Raw genomic sequence first — 21,728 nt, 5'->3', positions numbered from 1 at the left:
CAAAAGTATCTTATTTTATGTTAAGATAAATTTAAAAATGGCGTGCGGACTTACACAATAATCCAATTGTATATCATTCTCAAAAACATCGTTTATTTGTTCTTCGGGTTCAAAGAAGGATAGTCCAATTTTTAAAGTTTCGGGAGAACATTCGGAGAGAAATTGGTCATAAAACCCTTTGCCATAGCCTACTCGGTTGCCCAATTTGTCATAGGCCAATAAAGGTACAAATACCACTTCTATTTGTTTTGATGGGACTTCAATGCCTGAAACGGGTTCTGGAATTTGATAGTCGTTTTTAACGATTTTGGTGTTTTCTGTCAATAAAAAATGCGTCATTTTTCGGGTCTCGAAATCGCTTTTTGACAGGATGATTTCTTTGTCTTTTCCAGCTAAAATGTGTAAAAGATATTCGGTATTGATTTCCTTTTGCGGCTCAATAGGTAAAAAGATATGAAAATAGGTTTTGTCCCAAATTGGAAGTGATAAAGCTTGATTGGCGATTTCCAAGCTCATCGATTCTATGTCATTTTCAGTAAGTGCTTTTCTGAGTGCTTTGTATTTAAGCCGTAATTCCTTTTTCAACATGCATAGTTGCTTTTAATTGGGCTATAAAAGTAGTCAAATGTTCGACTTCTACATGGTCCATAAGCACTATTTTGTACCATTTGTTTTCAGCGTTGTGTTGTTGGGGTACCAAATCAAATCTTTCAGCTAAAGCATGATTAATGTTTTTTGCGTCAATGGTTACAATGTTCATAAAAGGTTCACGGAAATATGGAATGTTGAGTTGGTCCAATTCATTGCATAAAAATTGGGTACGCATTTGCAGCACGCTTACTTTTTCGAACCAGCCGTGCGGACCATAAGCAAATAGAATCATCCAAACTGCAACGGCATTAGAACCTGAGCGACTTCCGCAAAGGGTTAAATCCATACCTTCTACATACTCGGCTTCTTTAGTCAAGACATTTTCTATTAACCCTTTTCGGCAAATAAAAATCCCTGTACCATAAGGTGATTGTAGCATTTTGTGCGCATCGATGGTGATGGAACTAATTTTTGGATTACTAAAATTAAGGGTTGATTGAGGATTGCTGAATGGATACACAAACCCACCGTAAGCCCCATCAATATGAAGTTTGTATTCTAAACGGTGTTTTTCGTAAAGCGCACAATACACTTCTGGATTATCTACAGAACCAAACATAGTGGTTCCCATATTCGAAACGGTGATAAAGTATTTTTTGCCTTTATTTTTGGCATCGATTAGCAATTGTTCCAAAGCATTTGCATCGATTTCTCTTTGATGAAAAGAAACGGGAACTTTAATCCAATCGAGCATTAAAACATTTGAGCCTTTGGCAATGGAGTAGTGTGTATCTTCAGAAGCAACGATGACAATTTCGTGCAGTTGTGCTCCTTTTTGGTTCATAAAATAATTGCGATACATCCAAATGGCCTGAATATTTGCCTCAGTTCCACCGGGAGAAATATAGCCATCGTAGGAATTGGGAATGGCTTTGAAAATATCAACCGCAATTACATCTAGAACTTCACGTTCTATTTGTTGGGTGCCTTTGAATGCTTTTTCTGAGGTGCCCAAGGTATGGCAACCAATATGATTAGGATTGGCAACATAGGTTTGCAAAGTAGGCGCTTCTTTCAAAAAAGGCGCATCGTCATAAAAAACTTTTCCGTCCAATTTCGAAGCTGGATAGCCCAAAGAAATGTCTTTCGAAAAATTTACATTTTCGTCTAATGCTTTTTGAATGCGTTCTTTGCGTTCTTTTTGGTCTAATTTTTTCCAGTGCAACATACCTCTATTTTTTCTACAAAGGTAAAGGGCGTTTTAGAATTAGAATATGATTTTTGTTAGGTTTTGGACGATTTACTATAGCTCCATAAACGAGGCAATTTGTGCTTCGGGTTTGCTTGTTGCTTTGTTTTTTTCAGGAACCAACGAAGTAGACAAATGAAAAATGGCATCGCCTTCGTAAACTATAGGCGATTGATTGCTGTTGATTACGTAACCATCATTGGGCGCCTTTATTTTGCGTTCAAATTTCCCAAAGGGGTCGGTTATGGTTGCGAGAACGGTTCCTTTTTTTACAAACGTACCTATAGTATTATAGTCGTGAAGCATTCCAGAGCATTTGGCTCTAACCCAATTCGATTTTTCGATGTAAATGGTTTTGTTTTCTGGAATCTCGATAGTGTGTTTGGGGTCTAACATATCTAGGTAGGCTAGTACTCGTTTTACGCCATTAATCCCTTCATTGGCCACTTCCTTATTAATGTCTAATGATTTTCCACCCTCGAAAAGGAGCATTTTTATATTCATTTTGGAACTCGAGTTCCGGAATGAGCCTCCAATATTTTTAGAATACAAAGTAAAAGGCGCATTGAAGGTATCGGCCAATAGTTTTAATTCGGGGTCGTTTTCGGCTAAGCGAATTTGTGGAGCATTGAATCTACTCGCACCTCCTGCGTGAAAATCAATGGCATAATGCACTTCGGGCATGACTTCGTTTAGGATATGAAAGGCAAATCTACTCGCCAAAGACCCTTTTTTGCTTCCGGGAAAAGAGCGATTCAAATCACGACCATCAGGAAATTCTCGGGAGCGATTCACAAACCCATACATATTAATGATAGGAATGCAAATAATGGTGCCGCGTTTGGGTTTGTTTATTTTTTTGCTAATGAGTTGTCGCACAATTTCGATGCCGTTGATTTCATCTCCGTGAATACCCGCTGAAAAGAGCACCACAGGGCCTTCTAATTTAGACCGACGAACAATAATGGGGATATTGAGTTTTGTAGTCGTGTGAAGTCTCGCCATCTCTACGTTGATGGTTTTGTTTTCTCCTGGTAAAATGCTTTCTCCAAAAATCGTTATTGGTTTTAAACTTCTCATAGCCAACTTTAATGGGCTAAATATAAAAATTATTAAGCATTAAAAGGTTTTATTTTACGAATCGCTTTGCATCATTTTTGTCTTAGGAAAGAAAAAGCAAGCGCAGAAGTTTTAGAAAAATAGAATTACTAAATTTGTTCAGAATAAAAAGCGATAGCGAATTTTCTAAAACTACAATGACGCAACCCTCGATAGCCCTTCAAATACAAACCCTTCCTGATAATCCAGGAGTGTATCAATATTATGATAAGGAAGGTAAAATTTTATATGTAGGCAAAGCCAAAAACCTAAAAAAAAGGGTATCCTCTTATTTTAATAAAATTCACGATACGGCCAAAACCAATGTGTTGGTCAAAAAAATTGTGACTATAAAGCACATTGTAGTTCCAACAGAATCAGATGCGTTGTTGTTAGAAAATAATTTAATCAAAACGCTTCAGCCTCGTTATAATGTCTTGCTTCGCGATGACAAAAGTTACCCTTGGTTGTGCATCAAAAAAGAACCTTTTTCACGTATTTTTTCTACTCGTAGAATGATTAAAGACGGTTCCGAATATTTTGGTCCTTACACGAGTTTCAAAACCGTTAATACGATTTTGGAATTAATCAAAGAGTTGTATCCACTCCGCACTTGTAATTTTGATTTGAGCCAAAACAACATCAATAGTGGGAAATTTAAAGTGTGTTTAGAATACCATATCGGCAATTGCAAAGGCCCGTGCGAAGGTCACGAAAGCTTGGAACATTACCAAAAACAGGTAGACGCCATACGCGAAATCCTTAAAGGGAATTTCAAAGAAAGTTTAAAAGACTTTAAACGAATGATGGTCGATTTGGCCAGCGAAATGAAGTTTGAAGAAGCTCAGAAAATAAAGGAAAAAATAGAGGTTTTAGAGAACTATCAATCCCGTTCAACCATTGTCAATCCGAAAATCACGAATATCGATGTGTTTTCGATTGTTTCGGATGAAAGTGCCGCTTTTGTCAATTTCTTGCAAATTTCCCACGGTTCGATTATTCGTTCACACACGATGGAAATCAAGAAGAAGTTAGCTGAAACCGATGAAGAGTTGTTAGAATTAGCCATTGTTGAACTTAGAGAGCGCTTTCATTTATTGTCCAGAGAAGTGATTGTTCCTTTCGCTATAGATTTGGGGGAAAATATTAAAATTACAGTGCCTCAATTGGGCGACAAAAAACAAATATTGGATTTGTCTATTCGTAATGCCAAGTTTTACCGCATCGAACAACTCAAACAATTGCAGATTGTAGACCCAGACCGTCACACCAATCGGATTATGGCGCAAATGCAAAAAGACTTGCGATTACCTGTTGAGCCAAGACATATTGAGTGTTTTGATAATTCAAATATTCAAGGAACGAATCCTGTCTCGGCTTGTGTGGTTTTTAAAGATGGGAAACCTAGCAAGAAAGATTATCGTCATTTTAATATCAAAACCGTCGAAGGGCCCGATGATTTTGCTTCGATGACAGAGGTAGTGTACCGCCGATACAAACGATTATTGGACGAAAACGAACCTTTACCACAATTGATTATTATTGATGGAGGAAAAGGACAATTATCTGCGGCCTTAAAAAGTATTGATGAACTTGGATTGAGAGGAAAAATCACCATTATTGGCATCGCCAAACGATTGGAAGAACTCTTTTTTCCTGGAGATTCCATCCCGTTGTATTTGGATAAAAAATCCGAAACACTAAAGGTCATTCAGCAATTGCGAAATGAAGCACACCGATTCGGAATCACGCATCATCGTGACAAACGAAGCAAAGCCGCCTTGAATTCATCGATTGAAAGCATTCCAGGAATAGGCGAAAAAACAATGACTACCTTAATTCAACATTTTAAAAGTGTTAAAAGATTGCAATTGGCAACAGAAAAAGAAATTTCTGACGTTATTGGAGTGTCGAAAGCCAAAAAAATTTCCGACTTTTACAAGACAAAATAACGGTATAACATTTCCGATTTATGAAGAAACTCTCGATTATCCTTATCCTATTACTTAGTAGTTTCTCATTATTCGCGCAAAGCCAAGACAAAAGACCAAAAATAGGTTTAGTATTAAGTGGTGGTGGCGCGAAAGGGTTTGCGCATATTGGTGTTTTAAAAGTTATTGAAGAAGCAGGAATCAAGATTGATTATATTGGTGGAACTAGTATGGGCGCAGTCATTGGTGGACTTTATGCCTCGGGTTATACCGCCACACAAATTGATTCTATTTTTCAAAAAACAAATTTTGACGAATTAATCAATGATTATATCCCTCGTGCTTCAAAGAATTTTTATGAGAAACGAAATGACGAGCTCTATGCTTTTGTATTGCCTTTCAATAAATTTAAAGTTGGAATTCCTGAGGCGCTTTCTAAAGGAATGTATAATTTCAATTTACTAACAAGATTAACTAGGAATGTAAAAGATGTAAAAGACTTCAATCAACTTCCTATTCCTTTTTTATGTATAGCTACCGATATTGAGAGCGGTGAACAAGTGTTGCTCAATAAAGGTAATTTGGCTCAGGCAATGTTGGCCAGTTCCGCTTTTCCTTCGTTGTTTTCGCCTGTTGAGATTGATGGAAAATTGCTTATCGATGGCGGTGTTGTAAATAATTATCCAGTTGATGAGGTACTTAAATTAGGCGCAGATATTATCATTGGTGTTGATGTACAAGATGGTTTAAAAGACCGAACACTCTTGAGAGATGCTACCAAAATATTGGTACAGATTAGCAATCTCAACATGATTGATAGAATGAGAGAAAACGTCAAAAAAACAACTTTTTACATAAAACCAGATATCAAAGAGTACGGTGTGATTTCTTTTGATAAAGGCAGGGAGATTATCACCAAAGGAGAAGAGGCTACGTTTGCTATTTATGAAAAATTAAAAAAATTAGTTCCAGAAGACAACGCTTATCATAAGCCCAAATTACAAATTGTTTTTGATAGTATTTTTGTTTCCGAAGTAAAGGTAAACGAATTGAAAAACTTCACCAAAGCATATGTAAAAGGAAAATTACGTTTTAAGGAAGGAACCACAATTACCTACGAAAAGCTGCAAAGCGGAATCAATAACATCAAAGCAACACAAAACTTTAGTGCTATTAATTATTCACTAGAGCCAAACGGATATGGAGAAACTTTGGAGTTAAGTCTCAAAGAAGACCCATTGAAAACGTTCTTAAAGTTTGGGTTACACTACGACGGTTTGTACAAAAGTGCCGTTTTGGCCAATATCAGCCAGAAAAATCTTTTTTTCAAAAATGATAATGCCTCTTTGGATTTGATTATTGGCGACAACTTACGCTATAATTTAGATTATTATGTTGATAATGGTTTTAATATAAGTTTTGGATTTAAATCTACTTTTGCTCAGTTCAATCGGAATGTGGCTAATTCTATTCAGCCAGGCGGAATTGTCGGAGGGGATATTTCACTAATTAATATTGATTTTAAAGATTGGACAAATCAAGCGTATTTTCAGTCCGTTTTTGTTCAAAAATTCTTGATTGGGGCGGGATTGGAATACAAACATTTGCAAATTGTTCCCATTACAATTGCAAAAAATTCTCCTAATATTGACAATAATAATTATGTGAGTGCTTTTGGTTATTTAAAGTATGATGCATTTGATAATAAATATTTCCCAACAAAAGGATGGTCTTTTTCTAGTGATATTCACACTTATTTGATGTCCTCTAACAATACTGGATTTAATCCATTTACAATCCTCAAAGCCGATTTTTCTTTAGCTTTTAAAGTTTTACCAAAACTCGTTTTCAAGTTTCAAACAGATGCAGGGTTTAGTGTAGGAGAAGACAGTGTGCCTTTCTTTAATTTTGTTCTGGGAGGATATGGTTTTAATGCAATAAACAATTTTAAACCCTTCTATGGATATGATTTTTTGAGTATTGGAGGCAATAGCTATATAAAGACGTCGGGAGCTTTAGATTATGAGTTTTACAAAAAAAATCATTTTAATTTTTCGGCAAACTTTGCCAATTTAGGGAATGATATTTTTAGTGGCTTAGACTGGTTTTCTATACCAGAATTATCAGGATATGCTGTAGGTTATGGTTTAGATACGATTATAGGCCCAGTTGAGGTGAAGTATTCGTGGTCTCCAGAGACCCCGAGTGGTTATACTTGGTTTAGTATAGGATATGTATTTTAATCGTAAATTATATCAAAAAAAATTACGACATTTGCTTTCATGAAAACAAAATGGCAAGGTTTATTAGATTATCTGCAATTTCTTATTAAGAGAAATCCAGAATGATTGCACTATTTTTTAAGGAATACAATTAGGTTGAATCTAAATTTTTTAAAAAATGCCAATATATCATAAACTAGGAGATTTTCCTCAAAAACGCCACGTACAATTCGAGAAACCTGATGGAGGATTGTATTATGAGCAATTATTCGGTACCGAAGGTTTTCACGGCCATTCGTCATTATTATATCATGTACACAGACCTACTCAGGTCAAAGAAATACTAAATTCTTATTCGGTAGAACCCAAAATTGCTATCGGTAAAAACATCAAATCATTATTGCTAAAAGGGTTTGAATTGTTACCCGAAAATGATTTCTTGGAAAGTCGCAAACCCATGTTGGTCAATAAAGATTGCACCATTGGTTTAGCAGCTCCAAAAGAATCTTTGCGCTCTTATTTTTATAAAAATGCCGATGCCGATGAAATGATTTTCATCCACAAAGGAAGCGGAACGCTAAGAACGATGATGGGTAACATTCCTTTTGAATATGGCGATTATCTTATCATCCCTCGCGGCATGATTTATCAAATCGATTTTGATACTACTGAGAATCGTTTGTTTTATGTAGAATCTTTTGCGCCTTTTTACACCCCAAAACGATACAAAAACGAATCAGGTCAGCATTTAGAACACGCTCCTTTTTGTGAACGCGATTTCAAATTGCCAACCGAATTAGAAACGCACGACGAAAAAGGCGATTTCTTAATCAAAATCAAAAAAGAAGGTATGATGCACGAGGTGGTCTATGCCACGCATCCTTTCGATGTTATTGGTTGGGATGGCTATAATTTTCCTTATGGCTTTAGCATTCACAACTTCGAGCCTATAACTGGTCGTGTACACCAACCGCCACCAGTACACCAAACTTTCGAGACGGCTACTTTTGTAGTGTGTTCTTTCGTGCCTCGTTTGTACGATTACCACCCAAAAGCCATTCCTGCGCCTTACAATCACAGCAACATCGATAGTGATGAGGTACTGTATTATGTAGATGGCGATTTTATGAGCCGTAATAATATCGAACAAGGACATATCACTTTGCATCCAAAAGGCATTCCTCACGGACCAGCACCAGGAGCAATGGAGCGAAGCATTGGTCAAACCATTACACAAGAACTAGCCGTTATGGTCGATACGTTTCGCCCTTTAATGGTTACCGAAGAAGCGATGGGTCTAGATGACGGACAGTACTACAAATCTTGGGTAGAGTAAAAAATAATTAAAATAATAAGGAGCTATTTCCTGCTGTACGCTATATCTGTGGCTCCGAACCCCGGAGCCACAGGATGCCGCTTCCATCAGGGCTAGGCTTTGAACTAATCAACAACATTTTCGGAAACACCGAAACAAACAATATATACAATGGCAAAAGAAGTACAATCAGTAGAATACGGACTAGAAAAAATATTTGAAGGAGCACAAGATTTCCTTCCATTAATGGGAACCGACTACGTAGAATTTTATGTGGGTAACGCCAAACAAGCCGCTCATTTTTATAAAACGGCTTTCGGATTTCAATCGCACGCGTATTGCGGGTTAGAAACAGGTTCAAGAGACAAAGTTTCTTATGTGTTAAAACAAGACAAAATCCGTTTGGTCTTGACCACTGCTTTAACTAGCGAATCTCCAATTGGAGAACACGTAAAAAAACACGGTGACGGAGTTAAAATTGTGGCGCTTTGGGTAGAAGATGCTCGTAAATCTTTTGAAGAAACCACTAAACGTGGCGCAAAAGTCTATATGGAACCTACGGTTGAGAAAGACGAATTCGGAGAAGTAGTTCGCGCTGGAATCTATACTTATGGCGAGACCGTTCATATGTTTGTAGAGCGTAAAAACTACACTGGTGCCTTTCTTCCAGGTTTTGTAGAATGGAAATCGGATTATAACCCAACTTCTGTTGGTTTAAAATACATCGACCATATGGTAGGAAATGTGGGTTGGAACCAAATGAATGTTTGGGTAAAATGGTACGAAGACGTGATGGGATTTGTAAACTTCCTTTCTTTTGATGACAAACAAATCCACACCGAGTATTCTGCTTTGATGAGTAAAGTAATGAGTAACGGCAACGGAAGAATTAAATTCCCAATCAACGAACCTGCCAAAGGAAACAAACGTTCTCAAATAGAAGAGTATTTAGATTTTTATGAAGGAGCAGGTGTGCAGCACATTGCCATTGCTACTGATGATATTATTACTACAGTAACTGAGCTTAGGGCTCGTGGTGTAGAATTTTTATCAGCGCCACCTCATGCATATTACCAAGCCATTCCAGAACGTTTGGGCGAACACATGAGCATGATGAAAGAAGATTTAGCCGTTATCGAAAAGCTAGCCATTATGGTGGATGCTGATGAAGATGGGTATTTATTGCAAATCTTTACCAAACCTGTTGAAGACCGTCCTACTTTGTTTTTTGAAATTATTCAACGAATGGGTGCCAAAGGATTTGGAGCAGGTAATTTCAAAGCTTTATTCGAATCGATTGAAAGAGAGCAACAATTGCGAGGAACGTTGTAAAATTAAGTTTTTTTTGCATTATCAAAAAAAATAACCAAACCAAAAGCTAATTTTTTGCAAATGTTGTGTTAAACTCAATTTTTACGCAAAAAAATATGGATTTGTGTTTTACCTTTGTACTCACAAATGAAAGGGGTGGTTTCCTTTCATGGGTATTATAAATTTCATAATTTATAGTTTTTTGGTTAGTTAATAGCATAAAAACTCAGTCATTAATTTGACTGGGTTTTTTTGTTTTAATACATTTGGAATCATTTTTGCCAAAAGAATCTCTAAAAAGCTCAAATTTTACATAATGAGAAAATTAATACTCCTCTTTTTGTTGGCCTTAACAGTTAGCTTTGATTCTCAGGACACTTCAGCATTCGATGCTGGTGAATGGTTTAAATTCCGAATACATTATGGTTTTGTAAATGCGGGTTACGCAACTTTAGAAGTCAAAGATGCCGTGATGAATCAAAAGTCGGTTTACCATGTTATAGGTAAAGGATACACTACCGGAATGTCTCGTTTCTTTTTCAAAGTGGATGATTTATACGAAAGTTATTTCGATAAAGAAACCGGTTATCCTTATCAATTTGTTCGAAAAATAGACGAAGGCGGTTATACCAAAAATCAAGAAGGTTTTTTTAATCAAGCTACCAATAAAGTGTTGGTCAAAGATTATAAACACAAAAACGAAAAAACATTTTCATTTCCCAAGGGCACACAAGACATTGTTTCTACTTTTTATTACCTTAGAAATTACCCCACAATCGACAAATTAAAAGTGGGGGAATCTGTTGCGATTGATATGTTTTTTGACAATGAAACTACAAAGTTTAAGTTAAAATTCTTAGGTCGTGAAGATATTACAACTAAATTTGGCGTGATTTCAGCAATGATTTTTCGTCCCTTAGTGCAGTCTGGCCGTGTTTTCAAAGAGAAAGAGAGTTTAACGGTCTGGATTTCAAATGACCAAAACAAAATTCCTTTACGAATCAAAGCAGAACTAGCTGTTGGGTCTATCAAAGCTGATTTGGATGCCTACAAAGGATTAAAGCATCCCTTTAAAGTAAAAGCAAAATAGAATGAATCTTACAGATACCACCTCTTCAATATTAGAACAACTCGATCAAAAATTTAAAGCAATAGATCAAAAAACAACCACTCATCTGGAAGGTCTTTTGTGGTCTAAACCCATTACCTATTGGGATTATATTCAAACGGATGCATTGTTGAATCTGCAAACCCAACGCACGACTTTACCTGACGAAATGGTTTTTATTATGTACCATCAGGTCAATGAATTGTTGTTCAAAATGATTCTTTGGGAAATGCAACAAATCTCTTATTGTGAACAGATAGAAACCTCTTTTTTTACAGAAAGATTAATGAGAATTAGTCGTTATTTCACTATGCTGACAACTTCATTCGATATTATGGGTGACGGAATGGAAGTAGAGCAGTACATGAAATTTAGAAATACGTTGACACCAGCTAGTGGTTTTCAAAGTGCACAATACCGAATGATAGAGTTTGCATCAACGGATTTAATTAATTTAATAGACGCGAGATTTCGTGCTACTATTGATCGCAATACTCCTTATGAACATGCTTTCGAACATTTATATTGGCAAGCGGCTGGAAAAGATCATAAAACAGGCGAGAAATCTTATCTATTGCAAGAGTTTGAGCGTAAATATAAGTCTTCTTTTATTACTCAAATGAAGGAGTACAATACTATCAATCTTTGGCAGAAATTCAAACAATTGCCAGATGAAGCTCAGCAAGATCCTGCTTTAATCAAGGCTATGAGAGAGTATGATTATACGGTAAATGTTACTTGGGTAATGCAACATTTAAATACAGCCAAAAAGTATATTGAGTCCAGTGGATTGGGAGATGGAGAAGCTACAGGTGGAAGTGATTGGAAAAAATACATGCATCCAAAGTATCAAAGACGTATCTTTTTTCCTGAATTATGGAGTACAGAGGAATTAGCCAATTGGGGAGTTGAACAATAATTGTATATTTAGAACGTATTAGTTTTTTGATTTGACAAAAATTGAATCTGATTTTGTAAAGTCACTACGAATTAATGAATTAAAATAATAGAATAAAAAAGTAGTATATTGAAACGTTTCGCAATCTTTTTATTATGTGCTCTAGTTTTTTTCTCATGTACGAAAAAAGATGAGGTTTGGAGTGAAGTCAAAACAAAACCTATTTCTAAAAAGAAAGAGTTTGGCTTTACTTATTCTGATTTTAATGTTGTGCATGATACTTTAAAGAGTGGAGATACTTTTGGTAGCATTATTCAGAAACAAAATATCGGTGACAAAAAAGTATTTGAATTGGTAGAACAAATCAAAGATTCATTTGATGTAAGATCCATTCGAAACAATAAGCCTTACACACTTTTACGTTCAAAAAACAAGACGAAAGAATTGCTTGTTTTCGTCTACCAACCCGATGCTCTTCATTATTATGTAGTAGATTTAAGGGATTCAATAGCAAAAGCCTACAAAAAAACAAAACCAATTACAATCAAAAGAAGAACCATTGGTGGTGTGCTGAAAAGTTCTCTTTCTGAAACCCTTGAGAGTGCCAACGTTGAAGGTGGCTTGGCTAGCAGAATTGCAAAAATTTATGCTTGGTCTATTGACTTTTTCAAGTTAAAAAGAGGAGATCGTTTTGCAATTACCTTTACCGAACGGTATATCAACGACTCTATTTATGATGGCGTAGATAGTTTAGAAGCTTCTTTTTTTGAATATAAGGGCAAAATTATTTATGCTTTTCCGTTTGTGGCCAATCCTTCGTCTAATAGAATTGAATATTATGATGAAGAAGGAAAAGGCTTGAAAAATTTCTTTTTGAAAACACCTATTAAATTCAGCCGACTGTCTTCGCGTTTTTCAGCTAGTCGTTTTCATCCTGTTCAACTTACTTGGAAAGCGCACAAAGGTACGGATTACGCAGCACCACATGGTACGCCAATTACAACGACTGCCTCAGGTGTGGTTGAGCAAACTGGGTATACTGCTGGTAATGGTAATTTTGTAAAAGTGAAACATAACGGAACCTACTCCACACAATATTTGCACATGTCACGAATCTTAGTACGAAGAGGACAACGCGTAACTCAAGGACAGCCTATTGGTCTTGTGGGAAGTACAGGATTAGCGACGGGTCCACACGTGTGTTACCGCTTTTGGAAAAACGGAGTGCAAGTAGACCCCCTGCGTTTGAAGTTGCCTAATGGTGAGCCTTTGACAGGAGTGACCAAAGACCGTTTTTTCAAACAAATAACGCCTTTAAAATTTGAATTGGATAGTATTGCCAATTTATAAAAGACCTTCATTTTTTATTATAACGTTTTCGTAGATTGTTGTTTGTTTAAACTAAGGATAACTATCAATTTAAAGTTAATTGCTTAATTTTGCATCTATTAAAAATGCATTAAATTTAAGCACATGGCCTTACATACAATCAATCCAACGCAGACTAAAGCTTGGGAAAAATTACAAAATCATTTTGCAGCTTTGCAATCAGTTACGATGCAAGAGTTGTTTCTAAAAGACGCCAATAGAGCAGAGCAATTCAATATTATTTGGAACGACTTTTTATTGGATTATTCCAAAAATAATATAGATAAAGACACTATTCAGTTATTAGTAGAATTGGCTAATGAATGTGGTTTACAATCGGCTATTTCGGATTATTTTGAAGGAGCTTTAATCAATCAAACAGAAAATCGTGCGGTTTTGCACACGGCACTGAGAGCCAAAGCAGATGCAGTTATAAATGTAGAAGGAGTAAATGTTATCCCCGAAGTCTTTGAGGTAAAAGCCAAAATAAAAACGTTTACGAACGAGGTGGTTTCAGGAATCCGTAAAGGATACACTGGTAAAGCTTTTACCGATGTTGTAAATATTGGAATTGGAGGTTCAGATTTAGGACCAGTAATGGCAGTTGAAGCCTTGCAATTTTATAAAAATCATTTGAACGTTCATTTCGTGTCCAATGTTGATGGGGATCACGCTAATGAGATTATCAAAAAATTAAATCCAGAGACAACACTATTTGTGATCGTTTCTAAAACATTTACCACACAAGAAACTTTGACGAATTCTGAAACCATTAGAAAGTGGTTTTTACAATCGGCTACACAAGAAGATGTTGCGAAACATTTTGTGGCGGTTTCTACCAATATGCAAAAAGTTACCGAATTTGGAATCAATCCTGATAATGTATTCCCAATGTGGGATTGGGTTGGAGGAAGATTTTCGTTATGGAGTGCTGTAGGATTGTCTATTAGCTTGGCAGTTGGTTATGACAATTATGAAGCTTTATTAAGTGGAGCCAATGAAATGGACGAACATTTTAAAACCACTACTTTCGAAAATAATATTCCTGTTATTTTAGGTTTGTTGAGTGTTTGGTACAATAACTTCTTTGGTGCAGAAAGTGAAGCATTGATTCCATATACTCAATATTTACAAAAATTAGCGCCTTACTTGCAACAAGGAACGATGGAAAGTAATGGTAAAAGTATAGGTCGTGACGGAAAGCCAGTTGATTACCAAACGGGAACAATAATTTGGGGAGAACCTGGTACCAACGCACAACATGCTTTTTTTCAATTAATTCACCAAGGTACAAAATTGATTCCTACAGACTTTATTGGTTATGTTGAGCCGTTATACGGTGATTGGAATCATCATGATAAATTGATGTCAAATTTCTTTGCTCAAACTGAGGCCTTGTTGCATGGTAAAACTGCAGCTCAGGTACAAGCCGAATTCGATAAGCAAGGACTTGCTCCAGAAAAAGCTGCATATCTTTTGCCTTTTAAAGTGTTCACTGGAAACAAACCTACTAATACCATTTTGATTCAAAAACTTACCCCTAAATCTCTTGGATCTTTGATTGCTATGTATGAGCATAAGATTTTTGTTCAAGGAGTGATTTGGAATATTTTTAGTTTTGACCAATGGGGTGTTGAATTAGGGAAGCAATTAGCAAATTCTATTTTAGAAGAAATTGAAACAGAATCTGTTAAAAGTCATGATAGCTCTACAGCATTTTTATTGAATCATTTCCTTAAAAATAAGAAAAAACAATAGTAAAAAAGTATGTTAAGAAGAAACCTCGAATAATAACCTATTCGAGGTTTTTTTTTAGATATAGATTGTTATTGAACAGAAAAAAGGACCATTTTTCAAGTGTCTAATCAAAGAAAAATGTTTCAAAAAGCACATAATTTTAAAAATACTATGCATTCATAACATTTTTTCATTTTTTTAACATAAAATCGCTTAATGTGTTAATTGTTTATATGTGAAGGCATAATCGATTCTTATTAACATTAAATTAACATAATATTGTCTTAAAAGTTGGAATTTTGCCAAGAATTAATAAACTAAACAACAATGAAGATAATTAAAAATTGGTTACTCACTGGAATGGTGTTTTTTATGGTATCAATGGCTTTTTCACAAGGAAAAATTACGGGTACTATTACTGATGGACAAAGTTCATTACCTGGTGCAAACGTTATTATCAAAGGTACTTCTAAAGGGACAGCTGTTGATTTTGATGGAAAGTTCACACTTTCTACAACAACAAATACCGGAGAAATAGTAATATCTTTTCTAGGTTTTGATACAAAAACTGTAAAATTTTCGATTTCTAAAGGTGAAACTCAAGATTTAGGAGACATAGTTTTGGTGTCAAATTCTAATGAATTAAAAGAAATTGTAGTAAAGTCAACAGTTATTGACGTAGCTAAAGACAGAAAAACACCTGTAGCTGTTTCTACAATCAAAGCTGCAGAGATTCAAGAAAAATTGGGTACTCAAGAATTTCCTGAAATCTTAGCAAACACTCCATCAGTATATGCAACAAAAGCAGGGGGAGGTTTTGGTGATGCTAGAATTAACATTCGTGGGTTCTCTCAAGAGAATATTGCAGTAATGGTTAATGGTATGCCAGTTAACGATATGGAAAATAGCCGTGTGTTTTGGAGTAACTGGGCAGGTTTGTCTGATGTAACTTCTGCAATGCAAGTGCAAAGAGGTTTAGGGTCTTCTAAATTAGCGATTTCTTCTGTTGGAGGTACTATAAATGTTTTGACTAGAACTGCAGATATGAAAGAAGGTGGTACTATTTTGACAGGTTTTGGTAATGCAAATTATATTAAAACAAATGCATCTTATTCAACAGGTAAGATGGAAAATGGTTTATCAGCTTCTGTTTTGTTGGGCCAAACTTTAGGTGATGGTTATGTTGATGGAACTAAATTTCAAGGGTACAATTATTTTGTAGGACTTGGTTATAATACATCTGATGATAAGCATAGTTTTCAATTTACATTTACTGGTGCTCCTCAGTGGCATAATCAAAGATCTAATGCTCCAACAATTGCAACTTACAGAAAGTATGGTACTAATAATGAACCAGACATTAGATACAATTCAGATTGGGGATATTTAAATGGTGAAGAGTATAGTTTTAGAACTAATTATTACCACAAGCCAGTTATGTCATTAAATTGGGATTACAATATTAATGATAAAATGAAATTGTCTAGCGTTGTTTATGGCTCTTGGGGTCGTGGTGGTGGAACAAATGGAGCTGGAGCTATTAGAGGAAATCGTTTTTTTGCTGATCCTTTGAAAACTGCTAATGGTTTAATTAATGTTGATTTAATTCGTAATTATAACTCAGGTATGCCTGTTGTTATTAATAATGTTTCTTATACCAGAGCAAAAATCAATGGACTTTATGAGAGTAGTAATTCTACTTCAAATAATTCAACAAATGGTATCTCACAAATTGCGTCAGTAAATTCTCACAACTGGTATGGTGCTGTTGTTAATTTAAACACAAAATTAACTGACAACTTAGTTTTGGATTTTGGTGTTGATGCTAGAACTTATAGAGGTATTCATTATCAAACTTTAATTGACTTACTTGGTTCAGATATTTATAATGCAAATTATTCAGCAACTGGAGCTACAAATAATGATATAAATAATAAGATTCGTTCTATTACTCAGACTTCAAATGCAAGACCACATGGTAATCCGTTTTTTAATTCAGATCATCAAAATAAAATCAATTACAATAATGATGGTTTAGTAAGATGGTATGGAGCCTTTACTCAATTAGAATATAGTAAGGATAACTTAACTGCTTTTTTTCAAGGAGCAATTTCTCAGCAAGGTTTTAAAAGAGAAGACTATTTTAAATATCTTACAAGTGATGCTTTAAGTTCAACTGATTATGAAAATATTCTTGGTGGAAACGTAAAAGGTGGAGTAAACTACAATATTAATGATAATCATAATGTGTTTGTAAATGCTGGTTATTATTCTAAACAACCATTTTTTAATGCAGTTTATCCTAATAATGCATCATTGGTTGGTGAGAACCTTACAAATGAAAAAATTACTGGTTTAGAAGCTGGTTATGGTTTTAGGTCAGCAATTTTTAATGCCACATTGAATTTGTATTATACAACATGGAAAGATAGATACCAAAGAACAACTGATAATGCTACCGATAATCCAGGTGGATACTATGACTTTTCTGGTATTACAGAGGTACACTCAGGTGTTGAGCTTGAAGCTAATGCTAGGGTTACCAATAAATTTAAAGTTAATGGAATGGTTTCTGTTGGTAATTGGGTTTATGATGGTAATAGTAAAAGTAATAGATATGACTTTGAAAACAATCCTATAAGTGGTGGTACTGCAACTACATTATATTTGGATAAAGTAAAAGTTGGTGATGCTGCTCAATTAACTGCTTCTATTGGTGCTTCGTATGAAGTGTTTGAAAGAGTTATTTTGGATGCTAATTACAGATATTCTGATCATTTGTTTGCTTCTATTGATCCAGGAAGATTCACATCTGCAACTAATAAGGGTACTTTAGAATTGCCTTCTTATGGACTAATGGATGCTGGTTTTTCTTACAAAATGTTAGTTGGTAAAAATAAAGACAAATCTTTAAACTTCAGATTAAACGTTAATAATGTTTTAGATAAAATCTACATTGCGGAGTCAAGAACAAATATTTTTGCAGACGATTTTATTTCTGGAACATCTGGTCCTACTTATGCTTCTACTCCAGGAAGAACATACAATGGAGTAGCGGATGCTAACCAAGTATTCTTTGGTTTCGGAAGAACATGGAACTTTACCTTGCGTTATAACTTCTAATAATTAGTTTTAATTTTATAAAGCGGCATTCACTTTTGGTGTAATGCCGTTTTTTTTTACCCCATTTTTTCCTATATTTGAAATTCTAAAATAGATAGTATATGTACGAATTCATACAAAAATTTCACTCTGGTTGGGCTTATTTAGTTTTGTTAATTTTAGTAGTAGCAGTAGTTAATGCACTGATTGGTTTATCTTCCAAAAAAGAGTTTACCGCAAAAGATCGAAAAATAGCCTTGTTTGCTTTAATCTTTACTCATATTCAATTGGTTATAGGATTGGTAACCTATTTTGTCTCTCCACTTGGTTTGGCGTCATTTGGACAAATGTCAGACAAAGCCCTTCGTTTAACTTCATTAGAGCATCCTTTAATCAATATCATAGCAATTGTTTTGATTACTATTGGTTGGTCAAAACATAAAAAACTAACGGATGCTACTGCTAAATTTAAGACATTTGCTGTTTTTTATGGTTTAGGATTGCTTCTTATTTTGAGCAGGATTCCTTGGTCTCTGTGGCTTTAATTTTTAAAGCAACTGTTGTGTTACCAGTTGTTTTAATGTAGTATTAATTTAAAAAAAACTAAATGAAGAAATTATTAGCCCTACTTTTTTTATTTGTTGTCATTGGGATAGTATATAGTCAGGCTCCTTCTTTAATGAAAGAAAAAGCGTCTAGTTCCAAAGACACAATAAAAAAAGAAAAGACCAATCTTTTGCCTCAAACATTGATACAAGACTCGATATTTGATCCAAATGTAAAATATGTAGTGTATAAAAAAAACGGTCATGCTTCCTATTATGCAGATAAATTTCATGGACGTAGGACTGCAAGTGGACAGCGCTTTGATATGCATAAAATGACTGCTGCGCACAAAAAATTACCGTTTGGCTCTAAGATTAGAGTGACTAATGAAAGTAATGGTAAATCAGTGATTGTTGAAGTTAATGATAGAGGTCCTTTTGTTAAATCACGCGAAATTGATTTATCTAAGAAAGCGTTTATGGCCATCGCTTCATCAAGAGCTGCGGGTTCTATGAAAGTTACGATTGAAACTATTGTGAAAAAATAAGGAATTTTCTTTAGTTAACCTTTTAATAGAGGATTTAGATTTTTAGACAACAAATATAGCAAAGCCTAGGATGTCAAATTCTAGGCTTTTTCTGTTTAGTAAAGTTGTTTAATTTTGTTGATAATGAATATATTTGGGGATGGATACTAGCAATTTTCAACGAAAAATTATTCACATTGATATGGATGCTTTTTATGCATCTGTAGAGCAAATGGATAATCCTGCATTGAAAGGGAAGCCTATTGCTGTTGGAGGTAATGAAAATAGAGGTGTTGTATCTGCAGCTAGTTATGAGGCTAGGAAGTTTGGAGTTCGAAGCGCTTTGAGTGGTGTTTTGGCCAAAAAGTATTGCCCTGAATTGATTTTTGTTCGACCAAGATTTGATCGTTACAAAGAGATTTCCAAGCAAATTCAAAGTATATTTTATGAATATACTGATCTTGTTGAGCCTCTTTCTTTGGATGAAGCCTATTTAGATGTTACTCATAATAAAAAAGGAAATCCTAGTGCTACTTTATTGGCTAAAGAAATCAGAGCAAGGATTTTATCTGAAGTCGGTCTCACTGCCTCTGCAGGAATTTCCGTAAACAAATTTATTGCAAAAGTTGCCAGTGATTACAACAAACCAAATGGGCAAAAAACGGTCAGTGGCGATGAAATTGTTCCTTTTTTAGAAAATTTACCTATTCAGAAATTTTATGGTGTGGGCAAGGTGACTACTGAAAAAATGTTTCAATTGGGTATTTTCACTGGTTTAGATTTAAAGAATAAAACATTAGAATTTTTAGAACAGCATTTTGGAAAATCAGGTAGTTATTATTTTCAAGTGGTTAGAGGTATTCATAATAGTCCAGTGCAGGCTAAAAGAACAACTAAATCTGTAGCTGCTGAGCATACTTTTGATGTTAATTTATCTTCTGAGATTTTTATGCTCGAACAATTAGAATCCATTTCCGGACAAATTGAAAAGAGATTACAAAAACATGCTATTTCCGGAAAAACAATCACTTTGAAAATAAAGTATAGTGATTTTTCTCTTCAAACTAGGAGTAAAACAATGCCTTATTATATTTCTGATAAGAACTTAATATTTGAAATAGTAAAAGAGTTATTGTATCAAGAACGGCTTAAAGATTCAGTTCGTTTGCTTGGAATAGCATTGAGTAATTTAAATACCGAGCAAAAGAAGACAGTAGTGATACAGCTACAATTTGATTTTTAATTTGAGAAGTACACTTCAACAACAGTTAAATCCTAAAAAATGTGTTTGTACTTTTTAAAAATCAGGTACATTTGACGAATTAAAATTACTAGTGATGGTCTGTATTAATGATTATGAAAATGCTAAGGCTAAATATTTTAGTACTTTGAGTGTAAAAACGACATCGTTGGTTTCGATGAGTTTTCATAAAGAATTTTTAGGAAATATTATGAAGTCCTTTGATGATTACAATCGATTGAATTTTATTTTATCTAGGAATGTATCTGAAATGGATGATATAAGTTTGCGAGATTTTCTATTAGAAGATGTGGTTATTTTGACGGATAATAATTTAAAAATTGTTTTCGCCTCGAATAATTTATCGAGAATGAATGGGTATTTAGAAAAGGAAGTGTTGGGTAAAAGTCCTAAAATCTTCCAAGGCTCAAAAACAAATGAGGTTACTTCTAGAGAAATTCGAGATAAAATCAATCAAGAATTACCTTTTGAGAAAAAAGTTATTAATTATAAAAAAAATGGTAAAACTTATGATTGTCTAATTAAAGGTTATCCCATAAAAAACAAAAAAGGTAAGTTAACACACTTTATAGCTTTTGAAAAAGCATTATGAAAAAGGGCAGTCTAAACAGACTGCCCTTTCTATTTTTAATCTTTGCTAGATAGTTTTGATAACAATCGTAAAAATTCAATATAAAGCCATACTAGGGTTATGATTAAGCCCATAGCTCCATACCATTCCATATATTTAGGCATTTTTTGCGCTACCCCTTGTTCAATTCTGTCAAAGTCTAAAAATAAATTCAACGCGGCAATGATAATAACAAAAGCACTTATACCAATACTCATTAATGAGTTGTCATAATGTACAGGTGTAAAACTTGTAAACATTGAAAAAATCCAAGAAATTAAGTAGTAAGTTGCTATCGCTAATGTAGCTGCTACTACAACGGATTTAAATTGTTCAGTTACTTTGACAATTTTGTATTTGTATAGGCCAAAACAAACCAAAAAAGTAACAAAAGTTGCACCTACTGCTTGTAAAACAATTCCAGGGTAATTAGCTTCGAAAATGGCTGAGATTGCTCCAATAAATAATCCCTCAAAAACGGCGTAACCTGGAGCAAGATAAGGCGAAAGTTGTGGTTTGAAAGCCGCAATCACTACTAGTATAAGTCCAATTATTGCGCCACCAATTGCTGGTAGAATTGGGTTCATTCCATTAAAAGCCATCCACCAAGTGATAGATGCGGCAGCAGTTAGAAGTAAAAATAAGGCCATACTTTTGTTTATGGTACCTGATAAGGTCATCTCGGAAGCAAAGTCAATAATTGTTGCTTCGTGTACTTCGTTTGAGTTTCCTTGATTTTTAAATGTTTTGTTGTTTAAAAACGGATTATTCGAATTATTAAAAGCCATAAGTGTTGTTTTATAGTTATGGAATGAAAATTATTGATGGTTAAAGATATAAATACTCCTGATTATT

The 21,728-nt window shown here is 34.6% G+C and carries 17 protein-coding genes; 13 read left to right on the top strand and 4 right to left on the bottom strand.

Annotated elements, in window-relative coordinates; translation table 11 throughout:
• Positions 1-15: 15 nt before the first annotated feature.
• From ACSVH9_RS10020 to ACSVH9_RS10010, 3 genes are all read right to left on the bottom strand, one after another.
• Positions 16-588 carry a 5-formyltetrahydrofolate cyclo-ligase gene (locus ACSVH9_RS10020; protein WP_438063596.1) on the bottom strand — a complete coding sequence of 191 codons (573 nt, stop codon included), beginning with the start codon at positions 586-588 and terminating at the stop codon, positions 16-18.
• Positions 563-1,819: a pyridoxal phosphate-dependent decarboxylase family protein gene (locus ACSVH9_RS10015; protein WP_438063595.1), complete on the bottom strand. Its 1,257-nt coding sequence runs from the start codon at positions 1,817-1,819 to the stop codon at positions 563-565. The genes ACSVH9_RS10020 and ACSVH9_RS10015 overlap by 26 nt, the downstream gene beginning before the upstream one ends.
• Positions 1,820-1,894: 75 nt before the next feature.
• Positions 1,895-2,920, bottom strand: a complete 1,026-nt coding sequence (locus ACSVH9_RS10010; protein ID WP_438063594.1) for a succinylglutamate desuccinylase/aspartoacylase family protein — start codon at positions 2,918-2,920, stop codon at positions 1,895-1,897.
• 176 nt (positions 2,921-3,096) lie between these two features.
• Here ACSVH9_RS10010 and uvrC point away from each other — a divergent pair, with 176 nt between their 5' ends.
• The 13 genes from uvrC (at position 3,097) to ACSVH9_RS09945 (ending at position 20,855) form a co-directional block, all read left to right on the top strand.
• Entirely contained in the window at positions 3,097-4,890 is a 1,794-nt protein-coding gene (gene uvrC, locus ACSVH9_RS10005; RefSeq protein ID WP_438063666.1) for an excinuclease ABC subunit UvrC, read from the top strand.
• Positions 4,891-4,910: 20 nt separating this feature from the next.
• Positions 4,911-7,112, top strand: coding sequence for a patatin-like phospholipase family protein (locus ACSVH9_RS10000; protein ID WP_438063593.1), 2,202 nt, complete (start codon positions 4,911-4,913; stop codon positions 7,110-7,112).
• 157 nt (positions 7,113-7,269) lie between these two features.
• Positions 7,270-8,427, top strand: coding sequence for a homogentisate 1,2-dioxygenase (locus ACSVH9_RS09995; RefSeq protein WP_438063592.1), 1,158 nt, complete (start codon positions 7,270-7,272; stop codon positions 8,425-8,427).
• A gap of 150 nt (positions 8,428-8,577) precedes the next feature.
• Positions 8,578-9,738 (top strand): 4-hydroxyphenylpyruvate dioxygenase, encoded by a 1,161-nt coding sequence (gene hppD, locus ACSVH9_RS09990; protein ID WP_064715790.1) that lies wholly within the window; start codon positions 8,578-8,580, stop codon positions 9,736-9,738.
• A gap of 295 nt (positions 9,739-10,033) precedes the next feature.
• The gene (locus tag ACSVH9_RS09985; protein ID WP_438063591.1) at positions 10,034-10,807 is read left to right on the top strand and encodes a DUF3108 domain-containing protein; all 774 of its coding nucleotides are present in this window, start codon (positions 10,034-10,036) and stop codon (positions 10,805-10,807) included.
• A 1-nt stretch (position 10,808) separates the two neighbouring features.
• Entirely contained in the window at positions 10,809-11,744 is a 936-nt protein-coding gene (locus ACSVH9_RS09980) for a tryptophan 2,3-dioxygenase family protein (RefSeq protein WP_438063590.1), read from the top strand.
• Positions 11,745-11,852: 108 nt separating this feature from the next.
• Entirely contained in the window at positions 11,853-13,073 is a 1,221-nt protein-coding gene (locus ACSVH9_RS09975; RefSeq protein WP_438063589.1) for a peptidoglycan DD-metalloendopeptidase family protein, read from the top strand.
• 123 nt (positions 13,074-13,196) lie between these two features.
• The gene (gene pgi, locus ACSVH9_RS09970) at positions 13,197-14,849 is read left to right on the top strand and encodes a glucose-6-phosphate isomerase (RefSeq protein WP_438063588.1); all 1,653 of its coding nucleotides are present in this window, start codon (positions 13,197-13,199) and stop codon (positions 14,847-14,849) included.
• Positions 14,850-15,155: 306 nt separating this feature from the next.
• Positions 15,156-17,951 (top strand): TonB-dependent receptor, encoded by a 2,796-nt coding sequence (locus tag ACSVH9_RS09965; protein WP_438063587.1) that lies wholly within the window; start codon positions 15,156-15,158, stop codon positions 17,949-17,951.
• A gap of 101 nt (positions 17,952-18,052) precedes the next feature.
• Positions 18,053-18,475, top strand: coding sequence for a hypothetical protein (locus ACSVH9_RS09960; protein ID WP_438063586.1), 423 nt, complete (start codon positions 18,053-18,055; stop codon positions 18,473-18,475).
• Positions 18,476-18,537: 62 nt separating this feature from the next.
• A complete protein-coding gene (locus tag ACSVH9_RS09955; protein ID WP_438063585.1) occupies positions 18,538-19,023 on the top strand; it encodes a septal ring lytic transglycosylase RlpA family protein in 486 nt (161 codons plus the stop codon).
• 139 nt (positions 19,024-19,162) lie between these two features.
• Entirely contained in the window at positions 19,163-20,245 is a 1,083-nt protein-coding gene (dinB, locus tag ACSVH9_RS09950; RefSeq protein WP_438063584.1) for a DNA polymerase IV, read from the top strand.
• A gap of 94 nt (positions 20,246-20,339) precedes the next feature.
• Complete coding sequence (locus ACSVH9_RS09945) at positions 20,340-20,855, top strand: PAS domain-containing protein (protein WP_438063583.1); 516 nt, start codon at positions 20,340-20,342, stop codon at positions 20,853-20,855.
• Positions 20,856-20,890: 35 nt separating this feature from the next.
• Here the strand turns inward: ACSVH9_RS09945 and ACSVH9_RS09940 are convergent, their stop codons facing one another.
• Entirely contained in the window at positions 20,891-21,661 is a 771-nt protein-coding gene (locus tag ACSVH9_RS09940; protein ID WP_438063582.1) for a Bax inhibitor-1/YccA family protein, read from the bottom strand.
• Positions 21,662-21,728: the final 67 nt, after the last annotated feature.

The organism is Flavobacterium sp. RSSB_23 (genome assembly GCF_051547145.1).
Taxonomy (GTDB): Bacteria; Bacteroidota; Bacteroidia; order Flavobacteriales; family Flavobacteriaceae; genus Flavobacterium.
This window is presented reverse-complemented; position numbering and strand designations above follow the sequence as displayed.